Origin of the sequence: Mariniblastus fucicola, from assembly GCF_008087665.1 — a bacterium.
Taxonomy (GTDB): Bacteria; Planctomycetota; Planctomycetia; order Pirellulales; family Pirellulaceae; genus Mariniblastus; species Mariniblastus fucicola.
The window spans coordinates 3,444,903-3,463,832 of sequence record NZ_CP042912.1; the positions used below are offsets into that span (position 1 = coordinate 3,444,903).

The window sequence follows — 18,930 nt, forward strand, 5'->3', positions numbered from 1 at the left end:
TCAAAGTTGAAACTTGAGTTCGAGAGTGGCGGTGGAAGTTTGTTCGGTTTGCTCGAAGACGTCGACGTCGAATTGGCGTCCAATGCTATTCCCGGCGTTGTCTTCCAAGTTTATATCGACTGACACCCGGTAGTCACCGGTTTGCCAATCGGTCTCTGGAACAAAACGCCACTGCTGCTCTTCATCGGTCACCAACACGGTTCCCGCAATCCGTTTGCCTTTCTCATCATAGACTTGCAACGCTCGCTGCAGCATGGAATGGTCGAGCGGTTCCTGAAACCTGACAACGAGTGGCTCAACTGAACCGACCGCCGGCGTCGTCACTTTCCAATGTTCCGGATCCGGTTGTGTTTTGTCTTCATCCGTGGCACGAAACTGTTTGACGTGCGTCTCGCCCAATGTCAAACCGTCCGCGTTCGGCCACGCACCATCGATTACCAGTTCGTACGATTTGCCAGATTCAAAGATCGGACCCATCTCTTCACGCGGCTTGAGGCCTCGCTTGATGCGCCCCGGATCCAACAGCAGAGTCAGTCGTTTCGAATCGCGGCTCCACAATTCCTGCTCAATTTCGAGAAACGGAAGTTCAATTTCGGCGCCATCGACCTCACGCAGCTGAATAAAATCGTAAACGTCACCCTTTCGCATCGGAGTCGAGAACTCGACATAGAATTTCAACGTATTTTCCGGGACAACGTCCGACGATGGATAGACCGCTGTGATCTTCGCGCGATCCTGATCCTTCGAGGGAGTTTCGACCGTGAAAAAAAGAGGCTTTAGTTTTGGATCCGCCGACACACTGACATTAAACTTCGTTCCCGCTCGCAGTGGAAACCGCGGCTTGAACCAGACAAAATCACCGTCGCGCGAAGTGGAGCCCAACATCGGAGGATCGACATTGACGTTCGCCTGCGACAGCCAAGCGTGAACCTCGACGACATCGACGTTGGCAACGTTGCTGACTTCGAAAACGTAGCCGCCGTCCAGCTCGACGGCTCGTACGGCAATCTTTTCTGTCTCCTGTACGGCACAAGCAGCTTGCGCCGATAGTCCCGCCATGCTAATGAAGACCAACGCGACAACGACCAAAACCCCTGGCCTCAAAAGTGAGAACAGGGCTCTCGATCGCAATGTTGTCGTTCGATTCTCCAACCGGGATCCCAGACGAATCATGGAAGTTCGATCGTCTTCAAGTGCTCGCTGGAATCATCTTCGCGAACCAGTACGACTCCATGAGTTCCATTGAGCCCGTCAAGCTGCATGACTCCGTTGAGGTCCTTGATGGTTTCGTAAGCGACACCGGCAGTTCCGGAGATGCGTTCCACGATCGGCTTTTGCGAATCGACATTTTGCAAGTCGATTTTCATCACCCCCCGGCTGCTGTTGGCCATCAACGCGAAATCCTGATCGCCTTTCTTGTAGACGACCATATCGAGCGGCCTGTTTCGGTTGCCAAGTTCCGCGATCGTCGTTCCGCGAACCTTCGTGTCAGGCTGCAAATCGCCGACAGGAATTCGGACCAGCGGTGTGCACGTATACGCGGCCAAAAGTTCGACCTGATCTTTATCCTGCAACGCAGCAAATGTTCGAATCGGAGAACGCGTTTCGAACTTTCCGTGAGCTCCATGATAAATCTCGATGCTGCTTCCCTTGTGCGACTCGTTGAACGGATAGGGAATCGTTCGCAAGTTCGACGCGAACTCTTCGTTGGAAAGCCCGGCGACGTAAATGTCGCCGTCAACGTAAGCCATGTCTGTAATCGCCTGAAGTCGCTGATTGCCACGCCGGGTTTCCTTGCTCTCGGCAGCGTTGGGCAACGTCGTTTTCGTAAAAGTTGCGTTGGTCAAATCAAATTCAGAAATCGCGTTGGTTTTCGGATCGATTTTTAGAATCAGAGAAGCTTCTTCGGCGCCACTGCCGCGCGAGACGGACAGATATGGATGACCGTTGACGGGGTGGATCGCGAGATCATTGATTCGCACGTCTTTGGCGTCCGCGCCAAGCATTGAAGCGATTTTCTGCCTCACGTTCTCAAACTCGACGTTCACATCCGCCGCAGAGCCATCGGTGACGCCTGTTTCGATGGCGTAAATCGTTGCCTCCATCGGGTCGCTAATCAACAGCAAACCTTTGGGGCCAAAGGCAATTGGGCCGGCAGAAGTCAGCTTGATTTCGTCGGCATTTGCGAGGTTACCGATCAGCGTTGCGGTTGCCAACATCGCCGCGATGACTACCAGGCGAGGCGTTCTTGAGAAGTTCATGGGTCTGCTCCGGAGTAAGGAAATTCCGAAGTCAGCCTACCTGATCGAAAACTGGCTCACAACCAAATTGCCGGAATTCAGAAAACCAACGCCAGCCGATTGCACAGAACGTATTTTATCTCGCAGCTTGCCGCTTATTTGGCTGCTTGCGAATCAAAATGCAAAACGGTTTCTTCGCAAATCTTCAGAAGCTGATCGAGACGAAATGGCTTGAACAATACCGCGTTCGCGCGAAGGCCTGCTTCGCGAGCTTTAACAATCGAATGGCCTGGGTCGTAACCAAAACCCGTCATAAGAACCAGCGGCGGATTGGGCACAAACTCCCGAAGCTTGATCAACAGTTCGTAGCCACCGATATCGGGCAGGCGAATGTCAGCGATAATCGCGTCGTAAGAACTGGCGTCCCCCGAGTTCTTCACCATCAAAATCGCCTCACGGCCCTCGCAAGCGGTTTCAACCACACAGCCGTATTTCTCCAGCAGCATGTGAGCAGAACTGCGGACTTCTTTATCCGCATCGATAACCAATATTCGCTTGTTGAAGAGCAACGGATGCGAGTCAGGTTTGACGCATTGCGGAATTTCTTCTGTGCAGGTCATTTCCTGGCCGACCGCCTGGATCGCTTTCTTGATCGTTCGTGCGTTTTCGAGAATTGCACTCAGCCGCGCCGTGACCGCTGGATCGTGACCGATGTAAGCACCGATTGCTTGCACCGCGTCATTGAGAATTTGGTCGACGGGAAGGGCGACGGCTGATCGAACGGCTTCGACGCTGCGAAGCGCCGTGTTGGTCTGTTGTGCGTTGAGCAAGTTCAGCGTATTGATCGCGTTGGCGATGTCGTGAGCAAAACATTCTACGAAACGCAAATCGCTTTCGGTAAATCGGCCGACTTCCGGACTCTCGATGTTGAACGAGCCAATCACTTCGTTGTGATGTTTCAGCGGCACCGTTAGCGAACTTTTGGCGCCCATCAAGCCGTCAAGATAGATCGGATCGTTGGTCGTGTCCTCACAAAGATAGCTCTTACCAGTCGCGGCAACGAAACCAGTCACGCCATTTTCAGTGGCTTTCGCAAACAACGGACGCTCGGCAACGCCGGAGTTGATGCCGACTGACAGAAGCGGCGTCATCAGTTTGGATTTCGGATCGACCAAGCGAACTTCGATCACGTCAAAGTCCAACAAGTCGTTGGTGTAATGGATGATGTTGTCTTTGAGCAGCTCAATGCGCTCCTCGATCTCCATCTCGTAGATTTCTTCGGGGCGAAGATCGGCCAACGCCACACCGGCTTGATGCAACGCTGTCAACTTCTGCCGCTGTTCGGTCGTTTCGGTCGACTCAAAAAGCGAAACCACCAACTGTTCGACTTTTTCGTTCTCGCGAATCACCGGCGTGACCGACATCACGAAATATCGATCGCCAATCTGAATCTCGGCTTCGCAGCGTTTGCTCCGCGCGACCGCAGAACTCAGCGGACTCGGCTCCGAACCAATGATGCTGGGACTGCCGACGGCTTCGTAAAAATTAAGGCCGACAAACTCTTGGTCCGGAAACCAGCCTGTCAGCCTTTTGTTTGCAAAAATGATTCGGTTCTGCTGATCGAGCAGAGCGACGCCCATCGGAATGCAGTCCAGCACTTCCGATCCGCTCAGCCCCTTCGTCAGACATTCGGGTACGCCTGAAAAGTAAACGCCGTCGTAGCGTTTCTCCATAATCAGCGACAATGCGTTCCGAAAGTCAGCGATTTCGGTAACTTCGATCTGAGAGTCGTTCCAGAGATTCTGCGCCGTGTTGTCGGCGGAGTTCTGGATGGAAAGAATTCGCGTCACGTCAGGGTCCGGGTTCTAACTTCGAGCCGTTTGGCTGCTTCGTAACATCAAGCCTGTTGGCTCCTTGGAAACTCTACGTCAGCAATCGAACGTATCAGCCGCTGGCGATTCGGCATCAGGCAAACCCTCTCGAAGTTCCTGGTGACCTAATGAAAGTGTACCTTTAGGCTTGTGACTGTCGAGTCGATTCCACGCAATCCGATTCAAAAATGACACTCGGTTTCGAATCTCCCTTTCGGGACGGTCGTCGGGCTAACTGTCAGGATCGCGTTACCGGAAAGCTTTGTGCCTCCCGGAAAGTCACAATCCTGATTCGCAGTGCCGCAAAACGTGTAGAATTCTGCCGCTCAGCCGGAACCGCAACGCTGTTTCAAGTGTCCGATTTGACTCAACAAGCTTCGCATTACGGTTTCGCGCGATGTTTCCGGCCCAACCCGCCCATTCGAATCGCCGCGATTCGGTTACATTGGACACTTCCAAAGATCGCCAACGTCTGCGGATCCTGTCAATCCTTCCTTCGACCCATTCTCCATGGCCAAAAAGAAAAAAGGCAAACAAGTCCGAGCCAGTTTTCGCAAGCGTCAGAATACGCGGGTTCGGAAACGTGACTTCACGAAAGAGTTCAACGAAGACGCTGACGGGCTGAGCGATCAACGGACTGCGGAGCGGGTCTCTGGCAAAGGCGACCTGACGCGGAAGCGAACGATTGTCGGATCGGATGCCGAAACTGACGCCTCCGGATTCGAGGTTGAATTGGACGTCGACGCAGCAGACTCTCTACGAGGCCGCGTTTTGCGAGTTCACGGATTGAGCAGCTTCGTCAGCGATGCCAACGGCAAAGTCTGGAACTGCTCCGTTCGTGGCGTGCTCAAGTCGCTTTCTACCGATCTGCAGCACGTCGTCGTGGCAGGAGACTACGTGACGATTCGCCAGTTCGAGGGCAGTGAAACCGATCAGGCGGTTATCGTGCGGGTCGAACCGCGTCGAAATCAAATTAGCCGTACCAGTCGTAAACGGCAGCAGATTATCGTTTCCAATGTCGATCGTGCCCTAATTGTTGCCAGCGCAAAAGAACCGGGCTTGAAACCGAACCTGATCGATCGATTTTTGGTAACGGCAGAGCAAGCCGGAATCACGCCAGTAATCGTGATTAACAAAGCCGACCTCGTTGATACCGCGGACTTGCAACCGGCGATCGGAGTCTGGTGCCAGATGGGTTACCGCGTGATTTTGACGTCGACGATCACAGGGCAGGGCGTTCAGGAGTTGCGTCGCGTGGTTCACGGTCGCGACTGTGTTGTGGCGGGCCAGAGCGGTGTGGGAAAGAGTTCGATTCTCAACGCGATCGAACCGGGACTTGAACTTCGCGTCAGCAAGGTCAGTAGTGAAAATCAAAAAGGTCGCCATACGACAACAACGGCTCAGCTGATTCCACTATCCGTCAAGCCGGACGAATCGAACGACGTCATAGGGCAAGACGATGATTCCGAAGGCGATGAATATGCGTCGCTCTATCGAAAAGGTCACTTGATTGACACACCTGGAATTCGACAGATGCAGCTCTGGGACGTGATCCCGGAAGAAGTCGCTGGATACTTTCGCGATATTCGACCGTTCATCAATGAATGTCGCTTCCCGAATTGCAGTCATACGCATGAGGACGACTGTGCGATCAAGTGGGCCGTTGCCGATGGTAAGATCGACGCCAGACGATACGAAAGCTACTGCTCGATTCGCTACGGCGACGAACCCTGATTCGCGTTCTCTTTCACTGCCACTGGTTCCAAATCAAAAACTGACATGGACGACAAAACTCGATACGAAGAACTTTGCACGCAAGTCCGCGAAACGGCGCTGCTACAGTCGACTGCGGCGCTGCTTGAATGGGATCAGCAAACCGGTTTGCCGGCGAAGGCGGATGAGTATCGTTGTCAGCAGATGACGTTTCTCGCTGGCGAAATCCATCGGCGGAACACAGACCCGAAGCTTGGCGAAGCCCTCGAACAGCTTTCGGATTCCGAACTGGTCGCCGATCCGGAGTCCGACGCGGCGACTGTGGTGCGGAATTTGAAACGGGAGTTCGACCGAAATGTTCGCGTGCCCGCGGATCTTGTGAAAGAGCTTGCGAAGGCAACATCGGCAGGACACAACATCTGGGTCAAGGCTCGCAAAGAGGATGACTTTGCTTCGTTCGCTCCAACGCTGCAAAACATCATTGCGCTTTCGCAACAAAAGGCCGACGCGATCGGTTTCGAAGACTGTCGCTACGACGCGTTGCTGGACGAATACGAACCCGGAGCAAAAACGGCCGAAGTCGATCAGGTGCTGGGTGGATTGCGCGACGCACTGGTTCCACTGATCGATCAACTCAAAGGTAGCGAGACTCAACCGTCGGGCAAGATGCTGCACCGAAGCTACCCGATCAATGCACAGAAGGAATTCGCTCGCGAAGCGTCGGAGAAAATTGGTTTCGACTACAGCCGAGGTCGCCTTGATGAGACTCATCATCCTTTCTGCACCGAGATCGGTCCTCACGACTGTCGAATTTTGACTCGCTACGACGAATCGTTTTTCAGCGCGGGATTCTTTGGAACGCTTCACGAAGCCGGACACGGAATGTACGAACAGGGTCTTCGCAGCGACCAACATGGATTGCCCACCGGAAGGTACTGTTCGTTGGGGATTCATGAATCGCAGTCGCGACTGTGGGAAAATCTTGTCGGCCGCTCCTACGCGTTTTGGAAGCACTTTTATCCCGTGGCTCAACAGCGTTTTCCTCAATCGCTTGGCGATCAGTCGCTGGACGATTTTTTCGCCGCGATCAACGTTGTGGAGCCCTCGTTAATTCGCGTCGAAGCGGACGAAGCGACCTACAACTTGCACATCATTATTCGATTTGAGCTTGAGCGAGATTTGATCGACGGCACCCTTGCGGTGGACGATCTGGCAGACGCCTGGAATGCGAAATACGAGTCCTCGCTGGGTATCATCCCACCGTCATTTGCGGACGGTGTTCTCCAGGATGTCCACTGGAGTGCCGGACTTTTTGGCTATTTCCCAACCTACTCGCTGGGCAATCTCTACGCCAGCCAGTTCTTTGCGGCGGCACAGGCAGAATGCGGAGACTTGGCGAAACCTTTCGCAAACGGAGAGTTCAGCGAGTTGAAAAAGTGGCTCAATGAGCGGGTTCACCATCACGGCCAATCGTACTCGTCACCGGAGTTGGCGAAGAAAGTGACCGGGCAGGCTTTGTCGCACGACGCGTTGATAACGGATTTGCGAAATAAGCTACTTCCAGTTTACGGACTGTAGCGATTGCGAAATGCAATTTGCTCTCGCACCACAAATGTAGGTATATTCATCGATAGAGGCGACTGTCATCCATTCGAAAACAGGATTAGACTGCTCTCGCCAGCCGGATCCTAATGATGACAATGAGTTCGATGTCGGATAACAAAACGAAATTCTTCTTTGCCAACTGCAAGCAGTGCGAAGGGATTATTCGAATTCCGATTACTATTCGTCCCGACAGCGCGGTCAGTTGCCCACATTGCAGCATTCAGTTCGACCTCGTAGCGTTTCTCGATCAAATTCCAGAAGTCACCATTGTCGACGGTCCCAGCGTTGGCTCTATTGCCGAACGGGATTCTGAATCAGCAGACTCGTTTCAGATCGACACTGGCGCCGCTGAACAGCTTGATGGGAAATTCGTAGTGCCTCCGCAATTGGCGTCGGGCATCAGGAAGCGTCGCCGTCGCCGACGAAAGTCATCTTCGCAGTCTTCGTCCCGGGATCAGTCAACCAACGGAACTCCGGTCAATGCCAATCGCCAACTTAGCGAAGCAGAAGAGTTACAACTGGAGCGTCGCGCAGAACGTGCCAAACGTGAACGCGAAAAATTGCAGCAGCAACGCGAAGCCGCGGCGTTACGAAACGTAAACTTGCGAAAGCCGGGTTCGAGATCGTCGTCGAGTTCTCGAAACGCACAACCGAAACGAAGTCCAGCGATTGAGGTACTCAAGATCGTCATCGGCGGCATGTTCGCAGCACCAATCGCCTATCTGTTGTTGCTGTGGGTATTCTCGCGAGATCCGTTGGGACTGGTGCCCACGATCAATTCATACGCACCGATCCTGGTGCCTGACGGACTGGTCCTGGAAAAAGACGAGCCGAAGTTCAAGCTGGACGACTCAGAAGCGGACTCGAATTTCAGCGCGGACCCTGATTCAGAATTCGAAGACGGACTTCTTGACCTCCCAATTCCAAACACCGATCCGGACGATATCAAGCTGTAGTTTGTTGGAATTCGAATCGGCACGGAATTCGAATCAGACCGTCTTTTCGCGCGCCGTTCCCTGGTTCTTCAAGCCGCAATTTCATTCGGGACGACGTGTTCAACGCACAGCTATGCCAAATCCGGATTGGCGGCATCTCGCATGCGATTGCGGATGGTTCGTGCCAACAGGCCTTCCATCTTTGGCCCACTAAAAGTGAACGAGTGATTATGAAATTCGGTGCGGTCTTCGTGCAAGAACGTGAACGGACGAACCACTTGGGCAAAGGTCAAATTGATATAGCTGTTGTCCGGGCAGTACCGACCGGTATCACCTTCTACAACAGTCCCTCGCCAATCAATGATGTCAGGCGTCGCTTTTGAACCTGAAGAATCAAAGGTCATTTTCGGAACGTTGTCGACCATTTCCATTCGCGCTGGCAATTCGACCCGTTGAACGCCTTTTTCGTCGGCGCCCTGACCTTTTTTGTGCGTGATCAAGGTCGTGATATCAAAGTTGATGATGTTGCGACGCAGCGCGAAGAAGTACCGGATGTTGCCCCAGTTCTCCAACGCGTAGAGATTCGATTCATCCTGATTGCCTAGCGTGATGAACGTTCGGTTTTGTTTCGCGTCATGAGTCGCCTTGCGGAATCGCAGAAACCCCGGCTCACGATATTGAAGAATGATTTGGTTCGCCGACTGCAGCAACAATTCGGTCGACCTCATCCACGACGGTTCTTCATCATTCACGTCAGCAGAATGCAATTCGATCGGAGCCTGCAACGGATCCAGCACGATGCGATCTTTCTGACTGGCTTTCATACCGCTGTCGATCATCTGGAACGCCCAGGGATTGACTTCGCGGGGGAAGTCAATCCGACCAGTTTCAAAGGCGTATCCAATCAGTTTCATACTGCAATCCCCAACGGCTTTATCAACGCGGCACTAATTCAAGTATCGGCTCGAAGTCGGCTAAAATCAACTTCGCGTCGTGGAACTCAATCTCTTTCGAGCTCAATGTCGCCGATATTGGCATGCTCGGGAGCACCTGCACTAACACGCAAAGCATGCTCGACCGTCAACGGCTTAAATCCCCTTGCCGCGATAACCATACTATACGCATTGCCTTTGGGGAGTTGTTCGGGCAACTGAAATGAACCTTCACGATCCGTCTCAGTTGAGCTTTGGACGTCTGATTCTCTTCGTGACGAAAGAAATTGACGCATTTCGACGCGAGGTTTGAGCACGATTACCAACGCACCGTCGATGCCTCGTCCGGATTCGCCGTCGACCACGCGACCAGAGATTTCACTGTCAGATTCATCGACCAGCGGTCCGACGTGCATTTCGCCTTCAAGAGCAATCTCTTCCTTGATCCCGACGACCAAAGTGTATTTTCCGTTTGGAACACCTCGCTGGTTCGCGATCTTGACCGTCTTGCGGCCTTCCTCGCCATCGTCCCAGGTATCCTTCTGCTCGATGATGACTTTGCCCTCGTTCATCCAAACGACACTCCAGGCAATCCCATTTCGCAGGTTGTCGAAATCGAAAGAAGCGTAAACTTCATCGACTCCGGCGGGGATACTGGACGTCGGATAGATCGGTCGGCCGTCGTCGGTAACGCGTGTTGAAAACAGCAAGTTCGAAAACTCGGGCTTCTCACGAACCAGATCGAAATCAAAGCCACGAATCGGCGCCGGTTTGTGCTCCGGCATGTCAGACGACGGACCACGGTCATCGCCAATTCGCATCCCGGCTTTTTCCAGCAGCGGAATTGCCAGATTGACGGGACGAAGCCCGTTGATGAAACCACCGATCGCCATCGGCGTGTCTCGCTGGTCGATCTTTCCGTCTCGATTCGTGTCCAGCACAGGTCGTGCATCGACAGGAGTAATCCCGGTTCCGGCAGCCGCTTGAGTTGGCACGCCGACCAGGAACCCTTTGGGGCACACCGCGGTGCCACCTGAGTTTCCGCCCGCGATTGTCGCGTCGGTTTTAATCCACGCCCGAGGATGTCGCACGCCTTTTTCTTTTGAGAATCCGGAAACGCTACCCGACGTAAACGTTACATTCTCGCCTCCGATTCCGGGATAGCCAAAGATTGAGATTCGGTCGCCAAGATCCAGTTCGTCGCTGTCTCCTATAGCAACCGAAGGAAGATTGAGCTTTCTGACCTTCCGTCCTTTCACGTCGCACACGATGCGAATCACGGCAAGATCAAGATCCGCGTCATAACAGACACATTCACCGAAGTAGGAAAGCGCCGGAGCACGATCCGATTCCTCGGTGATGGCAATCCCCAACCGGTCTGCCGGCGGCGACGACATGCCCATCGCCCGCGGGTTGGCGACGTGGCAGTTGGTCAGGATGACTCCTTGCGGATGAACGATTGTTCCCGAACCGGTCCATGCCGAAGACATGCCGCCCATAAAACCTTCACGCAACGCGACGACTTGCACGACCGAGTGCATCACGTCTCCAATGCCACCGTCACCGACCCTGGGAGTTGGATCCAGATCCGGAAGTCGGACTCCACGACTTTGTCCAGCGCTGCGACCGCCACCCGAGTTGCGACTGGGCTGCTTTTGTGGCTGGAGAATTTGCTCGAAGATATCTAAAAGTCCCATGGTCGTGGCTTCCGCGTTTTGGATCGTTTCCGCCGGACTCGGATGCCCAACGATGTCGATAGCGTAGCGTTTTGGAGTTCGAAATTCAAACGAGAGACCGGGCCCAACGCATGGCAATTGCTGGGCCCTTGAAAGCATCTTCAAAACGGCGGTTTGGGCGCATTCTTAAGACCGGCTTTAGACGATAGAATATCGACATCGCACCACACCTCAATTTCGACCATTATGAGCCTTCCAGAAGCCAATTCGACTACCTCCAGTGCGAACGACCAGTATCAGGTTGTCGCTCTCCGCTACCGACCGCAGGCCTTTGGCGACCTTGTTGGCCAAGGCCACGTTGCCAAAGCCCTGTCCAACGCGATTGAATCCAATCGGGTTGGTCACGCCTACCTGTTTACCGGAGCGCGCGGAGTCGGCAAGACTTCGTCCGCGCGGATTTTCGCCAAATGCCTTAACTGCGAAAAAGGCCCGACTCCGACACCCTGCAACGAGTGCGAAATCTGCAAGTCGGTTTCCGTCGGCGAAGATGTGGATGTGCTGGAAATCGACGGTGCCAGCAACCGCGGCATCGATGAGATTCGTCAACTACGGTCCAATGCTGCGATTCGACCGGGCCGCGGTCGCTATAAGATTTACATTATCGACGAAGTTCACATGCTGACTCAGCAGGCTTTCAACGCGCTGCTGAAGACGCTGGAAGAACCGCCGGGACATGTGAAGTTCATCTTCTGCACAACGGACCCGCAAAAGATTCCGATCACGGTGCTGTCTCGCTGCCAAAGGTACGATTTCTCTCCGGTGCAACCGAACGAGATTACAAATCGGCTGCGTGAAATCGCGGAAAACGAAGGCGTGAAGGCCAGCGACGAGGCATTGCAATTGCTGGCCCGGCGAGCCAACGGTTCGATGCGAGATAGCCAGTCACTGTTAGAGCAGCTGTTTTCGTTTTGCGGCGACGACATCAGCGTTGACGAAGTCCATCAGCTTTTGGGCACGACGGACATGAGTCGCATTGCAGAGTTGGCGAGCGCGATGACGGCTCACGATTCGAAAACGACGATGAATCTGATTCACCAAAGCATTGCCGACGGCGTCGACGCGGGACAGTTGACGGGCCAGTTGTTGGGCTATTTTCGCGACATGATGGCCACGCATATCGGTTGCGGCGATGAGGTTTTACAAAGCTGTTCAGCCTCGGATGCTGACGGACTGCGCGAAGTCGGAAAGCAGCTGGGGTTGCAGACAATGCTGACGATCGTCCAGATTCTCGACACAGCAGTGGTGCGAATGCAGTCCAGCTTGCACGCGAGGGTGCTGTTGGAAGTCGCCGCAGTTCGAATTTCCAACCTGGAACACCTTGAATCGATTTCCGATTTGGTGAACTCGCTGAAGAATATGCCAGCCGGCAAAGCGGTGGTGCAAACTTCCGGGAGCGTAAAAAAAAAGGTAGTTGATTCGGCCACGGGCCGTTTTGCATCTCATGGCGGTGCAGCACCCGACAGTTCCGCGGACGGAGGGCACTCAAACGGTGCTTCTTCAACGGCAACCGCCGCTCCGACGGCGACCCAAGATTCAGCTGCAACGAACAATTCCGCAGCCGCTGCGCCAGAGACTCCATCGAATCCTGAAACCGCAAAACAGCCTTCGGCGAACAACTCCGCCAACCCGCAAAACAACCGATCGCCTGCGCAGGCGTCTTCGGCTTCCGCATCGAATGGCTCGCAAATGGCGGCAGCGACGGAAAGTTCGCAGTCGACCTCCATCGCAAGCGCAAACAAGCCTGCCGGCGGTTCGTCCGTCGCAAACCCGGCTAACTCCGCTGGCTCCGGTTTATCTCCCGCGACGGCACTGGGGGCTACAGCGTCGCCGCTCGCTTCAGCATCGACAGCGTCTGAAGCGACTGCAACATCAGAGCCCCCGAGCGGTGGTTCGCCAAGTAGCTTGAGCGCTCTTTATCGCTCAGCCCTTCAGTCGATGGGCGATATGACTGCCGACATGGCGTCGAACTTTGACACGCTCAAAGAATGTTCCGCAGATCACATCGAAGTCGCGTTGTTCGACGCGATGCATCGAAAAATGTGCTCGCGAACCGAGAGCAAGTCCAAGATCGAAGAGGCGATTTACAATTTGGCCGGGCGTCGCATCCGAGTCGACTTTGTGCTGTCAAAGAACGCTCCGAATCGGAACAACATTGCTCCAACGCTCTCACGCGTGCAGCAGATTCGCGTGCTCAACGACAACGAATTTGTCAAACAGGCGGTCACCATTTTCGACGGCCAGGTCGCGGACTATTTCGACCCGAAAAGCGTTCAACGAAGTTAGGTTTTGAGAATTCATTTTCCGAACCGTTTGAGTGTGCATGAAAAAAGGCCGCGAGCAACAACTCGCGGCCTTCATCAAACGGCGCTTCCCAATTAACCGATGTCACTACTTTAGATCAAAGCGATCGAGATTCATCACCTTGTCCCAGGCTTTGACGAAATCTTTCACGAACTGGTCTCCTGAATCGCTGCACGCGTAGACTTCCGACAACGCACGCAATTGCGAGTTCGACCCGAGAACGAGGTCCACGCCCGTTGCTTTCCAGCGAACGTCGCCCGTGTCTGCGTCGAGGCCTTCGTACATGTTTTCGCCCTTGGGAGCTTTCTTCCAGATGACCCCGGAATCCAGCAGATTGACGAAGAAATCATTGGTCAGAGCGCCTTTACGATCCGTCAGCACTCCGACTTCGGAATTGCCGAAGTTTGGATCGAGCACGCGAAGTCCGCCCACCAACACGGTCATCTCAGGAGCCGACAGCGTCAGCAAATGAGCCCGGTCGACCAACATTTCTTCCGGTCGGCGACGTTGTCCGTAGTCGGTCATATAGTTGCGAAAGCCATCGACTTTTGGCTCAAGCACATCGAATGAATCGACGTCGGTAAGCTCTGCAGTCGTGTCTGCACGTCCCGGAGTAAACGGGACTTCGATCTCGTGGCCAGCTTCTTTGGCAGCTTTCTCAACACCAACGCAACCGCCCAACACGATCAAGTCCGCCATTGAAACCTGCTTACCGCCGGTGTTGAAATCAGCCTGAACTTTCTCCAGAGCCGTGATGACCTTTGCCAGCTCAGCCGGTTGATTGACAGCCCAGTCTTTCTGTGGAGCCAAGCGAATACGAGCACCGTTGGCACCACCACGCTTGTCCGTTCCGCGGAACGTTGAAGCCGAAGCCCAAGCTGCAGAAACAAGCTGAGATACCGAAAGGTTGGATTCAAGAATTTTGCCTTTGAGCGTCTTGATGTCCGCGTCGCCGATTACTTCGTAATCGACTTTTGGAATCGGATCCTGCCACAATTGTGCTTCCGGAACTTCAGGTCCCAAACACAGAACGTGCGGCCCCATGTCACGATGCGTAAGCTTGTACCAGGCTTTGGCGAACGCTTTTTCGAACTCTTCCGGATTCTCATGAAAGCGTTTTGAAATTGGACCGTAGATTGGATCCACTTTCATTGAGATGTCCGTCGTGAACATCATCGGAGCATGTGACTTGTTCGCAATGTGAGCGTCAGGAACAGAGCCTTCGCCGCCACCGTCTTTCGGCTTCCATTGCAATGCGCCCGCCGGGCTCTTGGTCAATTCCCACTCGAAACCGAAAAGGTTATCGAAGTAACCGGTTGACCATTGGGCCGGAGTTGATGTCCAGGCGCCTTCGAGGCCACTGGTAATCGTGTCCGATCCGTTGCCTTTTCCAAACGAGTTCTTCCAGCCGAGACCCTGCATTTCCAGACCGGCCGCTTCAGGCTCGACGTCCACGAATTTGGCTGGATCAGCAGCACCATGAGCTTTTCCAAACGTGTGACCACCGGCGATCAGGGCGACGGTTTCTTCGTCGTTCATCGCCATGCGCCCAAACGTCAATCGGATATCAACCGCAGCAGCGAGAGGATCCGGCTTGCCGTTAGGACCTTGTGGGTTGACGTAGATCAGGCCCATTTGAGACGCTGCCAGCGGATTTTCGAGCTGTTTGTCAGCCGAATAGCGGTTGTCAGCCAACCATTCGCTTTCCGGGCCCCAGTAGATCTCAGATTCCGGTGCCCAAACGTCGGCGCGTCCGCCCGAGAAGCCGAAAGTCTCAAAACCCATCGACTCAAGGGAAACGTTGCCTGTCAAAATGATCAGGTCTGCCCACGAAAGTTTGTTGCCATACTTTTTCTTGACCGGCCACAGCACGCGACGCGCTTTGTCGAGGTTTCCGTTGTCCGGCCAGCTATTGAGCGGTGCGAAACGAATCGTTCCAGACGAAGCACCACCGCGACCATCATTGGTTCGGTAAGTACCAGCGCTGTGCCACGCAAGACGGATCATGAATGGACCGTAGTGACCGTAGTCGGCTGGCCACCAATCCTGTGAGGTCGTGAGCACTTCTTCGATGTCTTTTTTGACTTCGGCGAGATCAAGTTTTTGGAACTCGGCCGCGTAGTCGAAGTCCGCTCCAAGCGGGCTGCTGTTGGGCGTGTTCTGATGAAGGACGTCCAGCCGAAGCTGGTTCGGCCACCAATCACGGTTCGCGTACGCAATGTGAACCTGAGGCGCGGGAGCAGCAGGCGCCACGGCCTTGGCCGCCGCTGGTGCAGCTTTCGCCATCGCAGTTTTGGCAAGTTCAGTAGTCGCGTGGGCAGATGTCGCCATTGCCGCCGAGGCTGAAGTGTAAGTCTTACCAGTCACCGGGCAAGTGACTCCTTCAGCAGTATTCACGCCAAGGATTTTCGTGGCGTGAGGAGCGTCGTCGTTTGCAACTTGAGCTGCATCGACTTGCGCTGATTCGCTTTGAGCCACAACCATGTTGGCTCCTACTGAGCAGCCGACAATGACGGCGGCAAGCACGAGACGTTTGCTCGCTTTAACTAACATTTCATTCTCCGTATTTTCCAGGGTTGATTGGTCGTCCCCAGATCCAGCTCGCCGACACGCCGAAGGAAAGACTAAGTCTCTACATTCCGCGACGCCGCACATTGAGGACATGTCCCCCAATAGATGACTTCCGCTTCGTCGATCTCAAAACCTGAATCGCAAGACGCGTTCAGGCAAGGAGCCGATCCGACGGCGCAGTCAACATCCGCGGTCTTTCCACAAGTGCGACAAATCACGTGATGGTGATTGTCACCGACTCGGTCCTCATAAAGGGCCGGTGAACCTGCGGGTTGGATTCGCCGAATGAGATGCTTTTCTGAGAGAATTCCCAACGCGTCATAGACGGCCTGCCGGGAAATCGCTCCGATTTCAGCTCGAACGGCAACGGCCACCTCATCGGCGGTCGAATGCGGTTGGGCGGATACCACCCTCAGCACTGCGACTCGCTGCGCGGTGACCTGAACCCCGTTTTCACGTAATAAATTGGCTGGATCTGTGGTCATACGATTGTTCTACCCGCGAATCTGTACTCTGTCAAGAATCAGACTTTGTTAATTTTCAGAGAATGTAATGGCCATGAAATCAGGATGTTGCTGATTCACAGCTGTCCACGTTTTGTGTTCATCTCGAGATCGGCTGCTAGGTAATGATCTGGTTGTCGATCGCGAATCGAAGCAGTTCGCCGTTGGATTTTAACGACAGTTTTTCCATGATCCGACTGCGATAAGTCGAAACAGTGCTGACCTTGATGCCGAGTTCGTTGGCGCTCTCTTGCAGCGAGTGTCCTTCGGCGAGCAACTTCAGCACTTCCAGCTCTCTGGTCGACAACGAACCCAAGCCCGTTTTCCCATCCTTGCCGGCGCGTAGTTGCTGCCAGACCTTGTCTGCAATCTTCCGCGACACGTAAACGTTTCCGTGCTTGACGGCTTCGATCGCGCCCAGCAATTCGTCAACCGCGGCGGCTTTAATAAGGTATCCATGCGCTCCGGCGTTGAGCACGCGCACGGCGTAGTGAATATTCTCATGAACCGTCAATACGACGATCTTCATTTTGGGATACGTGCTTAAAAAGTCACCGATCGCGTCGACGGCCTGATGGTTAGGCATCGAGTAGTCCATGATCACAAATTCTGGCTTCGTTTTCTCGATCACTTTCTTCAGCTCGATACCGTCTCCCGCCTGTTCGACAACGGAAACGGAAGGGCAGGAATCAAGAACTCGCGCAAGCGATTCCCTAACCATGGTGTGATCGTCAGCAAGCACAAGTTTCATCGTCGGCTATCCTTCACAGGTATCTCAATTTTTATGGCTGCGCCGCCAGTGTTTCGCGTGGTGACGTCGATTCGTCCACCAAGCAGTTCGACTCGTTCTTTCATCCCCAACATCCCAAGTCGCCCCGAACTGCCTGAGGCAGTTGCCTGCTCATCCCCTGTGTTTCCGCTGGCACCAGAATCGGCTTTAAGGCCAACGCCATCGTCGAGGATGATCAATTGAAGCTCGGAGCCATTTTCAGATTCTTCAAACTTGAGTTCGACCGACGCAAGTTTTGCTTGCGCGTGTTTCGCAATGTTGTTAAGCGATTCCTGAACCAGCCTAAAAACGTTTTCCTCGATCGTTTCATCGACTTTCAAATCGACAACGTTCCAGCGAAACTCGCAATCGATTCCCGTCCGTGATTCAAAATCCCAGATGTGGCTTTGGACAGCTTCTTTGAGTCCAATATCGTCGAGTTCTGCCGGCCGAACTCGCGTCGCAAAGCCGTGCAAATGCGACAAAAGCTGTTCGCTTTCGTCAATCAACATCTCCAGTTGCGGCTCGCTGTCAGCATTCAAATTCCCTTTTAACAGTCGTAGATTAAGGTTGATCGCCGTCGCCTGCTGACCCAACGAATCGTGGATTTCGCGAGAGATCGCGCGCCTTTCGTCTTCCTGCAAGTTGACCAATCGCGAAGAAAGTTCCCTCAACCGTTTTTCCGAATCCGCCACACGTTGATTCTGCAATTCACGACGATCAATCGCAGCCGCCCAAAAACGAGTTACGAGAGCCAGCGGGACCAACATGACTCCGCCCAATGCCAACAGCCAATAGAGCAATTGCCGGGAGCGAACAAACGTTTCTTCGACTGAAAAATGAGACACTAACCGAAGCCCGGGGGGAACGTTGCTGAAGCCGGAACCACGCGACTCGGGCGCGAGCTGCCGAGCTGAGAAACAACCGTGCGGCGTTTGTACGACTTGGTCCTCCGAAATACTTGCAAGACTCAATCCTTTAAAAACAGATTCGAAATTCTGATGGTGTCCAAGTATCCACCCCCACGCCGACTGGCTGGTTGGTGCAAGCAGGAATTGCCCGTCGTTGCGAACCAGATACGTGCGCCCCGGTAGTGAGATGCTCGCCAACTCCCTCAGCAAGTCGGAGCCCTCATAGTTGAATACCAGCAAATTTCCCGGCTGCCCGCTATCAGGCACGGGAGTAACAAATCGAATTACCGGACGGAGAGGTCGCTCGATCTCGCCCTGTTCTTCATTGAGGTCGAATTCCGAAGTGAACATCTCCCCAGGTTCCAGGGAAAGAGAATCGCTCACGTAGTATCGTTCGGCTTTGTCCTGCAAGTCACGAACCGGGACGACATTCGCCTCGCTGCCGTTCCAGTCGACACGAACGACTTCCATTCCCTTGCGATCGATCAAACGAATCTGGCTGTAGGTTTTCTGACTGGCCAGGAATGCTGCAAATCCGGCTTCTGTTTCACGTAACGACTCGGGGGTCTTCTTATTGGCGGACTTCACCGTTGGAAGCTTTGCAACGAACAGCAGATCGGCGCGTACGCGATCAAGATTTCGCGACACGATCTCCTGTGCCAGCTCAAGCCGATACTTCGACTGCTCGGACCGCAACTGCCACTCTTTGCTTCGCTCCTGAAGATAGATCACGGCCAAAAACACCGCCAGCAGCCACGTAACGAGGGCAACGACCCACATCTGTCGCTGGCTGATCGTGGGTGTATGGCGGGAACTGGTGGACTCTGTTTTCATGCTCCAATC

General features: G+C 53.9%; 13 protein-coding genes. 4 read left to right on the forward strand and 9 right to left on the reverse strand.

Annotated elements, in window-relative coordinates:
* The 3 genes from MFFC18_RS12675 to MFFC18_RS12685 form a co-directional block, all read right to left on the reverse strand.
* On the reverse strand, positions 1–1,173 hold the full coding sequence (locus MFFC18_RS12675; RefSeq protein ID WP_075084299.1) for a hypothetical protein: 1,173 nt from the start codon (positions 1,171–1,173) through the stop codon (positions 1–3).
* A complete protein-coding gene (locus tag MFFC18_RS12680) occupies positions 1,170–2,261 on the reverse strand; it encodes a hypothetical protein (RefSeq protein WP_075084300.1) in 1,092 nt (363 codons plus the stop codon). Before MFFC18_RS12680 ends, MFFC18_RS12675 begins: the two co-directional genes overlap by 4 nt.
* A gap of 134 nt (positions 2,262–2,395) precedes the next feature.
* Positions 2,396–4,090: a response regulator gene (locus MFFC18_RS12685; protein ID WP_075084301.1), complete on the reverse strand. Its 1,695-nt coding sequence runs from the start codon at positions 4,088–4,090 to the stop codon at positions 2,396–2,398.
* Between the two features lie 531 nt (positions 4,091–4,621).
* Here MFFC18_RS12685 and rsgA point away from each other — a divergent pair.
* The 3 genes from rsgA to MFFC18_RS12700 all read left to right on the forward strand — a co-directional run bounded on the left by rsgA (position 4,622) and on the right by MFFC18_RS12700 (position 8,385).
* The gene (gene rsgA, locus MFFC18_RS12690) at positions 4,622–5,845 is read left to right on the forward strand and encodes a ribosome small subunit-dependent GTPase A (RefSeq protein WP_075084302.1); all 1,224 of its coding nucleotides are present in this window, start codon (positions 4,622–4,624) and stop codon (positions 5,843–5,845) included.
* 45 nt (positions 5,846–5,890) lie between these two features.
* Complete coding sequence (locus MFFC18_RS12695) at positions 5,891–7,402, forward strand: carboxypeptidase M32 (RefSeq protein WP_075084303.1); 1,512 nt, start codon at positions 5,891–5,893, stop codon at positions 7,400–7,402.
* Positions 7,403–7,533: 131 nt separating this feature from the next.
* On the forward strand, positions 7,534–8,385 hold the full coding sequence (locus MFFC18_RS12700; protein ID WP_148618853.1) for a hypothetical protein: 852 nt from the start codon (positions 7,534–7,536) through the stop codon (positions 8,383–8,385).
* Positions 8,386–8,495: 110 nt separating this feature from the next.
* Here MFFC18_RS12700 and MFFC18_RS12705 read toward each other — a convergent pair whose 3' ends face one another.
* Both MFFC18_RS12705 and MFFC18_RS12710 read right to left on the reverse strand, forming a co-directional pair.
* Positions 8,496–9,278, reverse strand: a complete 783-nt coding sequence (locus MFFC18_RS12705; RefSeq protein ID WP_075084305.1) for a hypothetical protein — start codon at positions 9,276–9,278, stop codon at positions 8,496–8,498.
* 86 nt (positions 9,279–9,364) lie between these two features.
* Positions 9,365–10,993, reverse strand: a complete 1,629-nt coding sequence (locus MFFC18_RS12710; protein WP_162273944.1) for a trypsin-like peptidase domain-containing protein — start codon at positions 10,991–10,993, stop codon at positions 9,365–9,367.
* Between the two features lie 225 nt (positions 10,994–11,218).
* Between MFFC18_RS12710 and dnaX the strand changes: the two genes are divergently transcribed.
* On the forward strand, positions 11,219–13,315 hold the full coding sequence (gene dnaX, locus MFFC18_RS12715) for a DNA polymerase III subunit gamma/tau (RefSeq protein ID WP_075084307.1): 2,097 nt from the start codon (positions 11,219–11,221) through the stop codon (positions 13,313–13,315).
* Positions 13,316–13,420: 105 nt separating this feature from the next.
* On the opposite strand, the gene katG is transcribed toward dnaX, so the two are convergent.
* The 4 genes from katG to MFFC18_RS12735 all read right to left on the reverse strand — a co-directional run bounded on the left by katG (position 13,421) and on the right by MFFC18_RS12735 (position 18,921).
* Positions 13,421–15,664, reverse strand: a complete 2,244-nt coding sequence (gene katG / locus MFFC18_RS12720) for a catalase/peroxidase HPI (protein ID WP_238381249.1) — start codon at positions 15,662–15,664, stop codon at positions 13,421–13,423.
* Positions 15,665–15,957: 293 nt separating this feature from the next.
* Positions 15,958–16,389: a Fur family transcriptional regulator gene (locus tag MFFC18_RS12725; protein WP_075084308.1), complete on the reverse strand. Its 432-nt coding sequence runs from the start codon at positions 16,387–16,389 to the stop codon at positions 15,958–15,960.
* Positions 16,390–16,525: 136 nt separating this feature from the next.
* Positions 16,526–17,158: a response regulator gene (locus MFFC18_RS12730; RefSeq protein WP_075084309.1), complete on the reverse strand. Its 633-nt coding sequence runs from the start codon at positions 17,156–17,158 to the stop codon at positions 16,526–16,528.
* A complete protein-coding gene (locus tag MFFC18_RS12735) occupies positions 17,155–18,921 on the reverse strand; it encodes a sensor histidine kinase (protein ID WP_084417086.1) in 1,767 nt (588 codons plus the stop codon). Before MFFC18_RS12735 ends, MFFC18_RS12730 begins: the two co-directional genes overlap by 4 nt.
* Positions 18,922–18,930 lie beyond the last annotated feature (9 nt).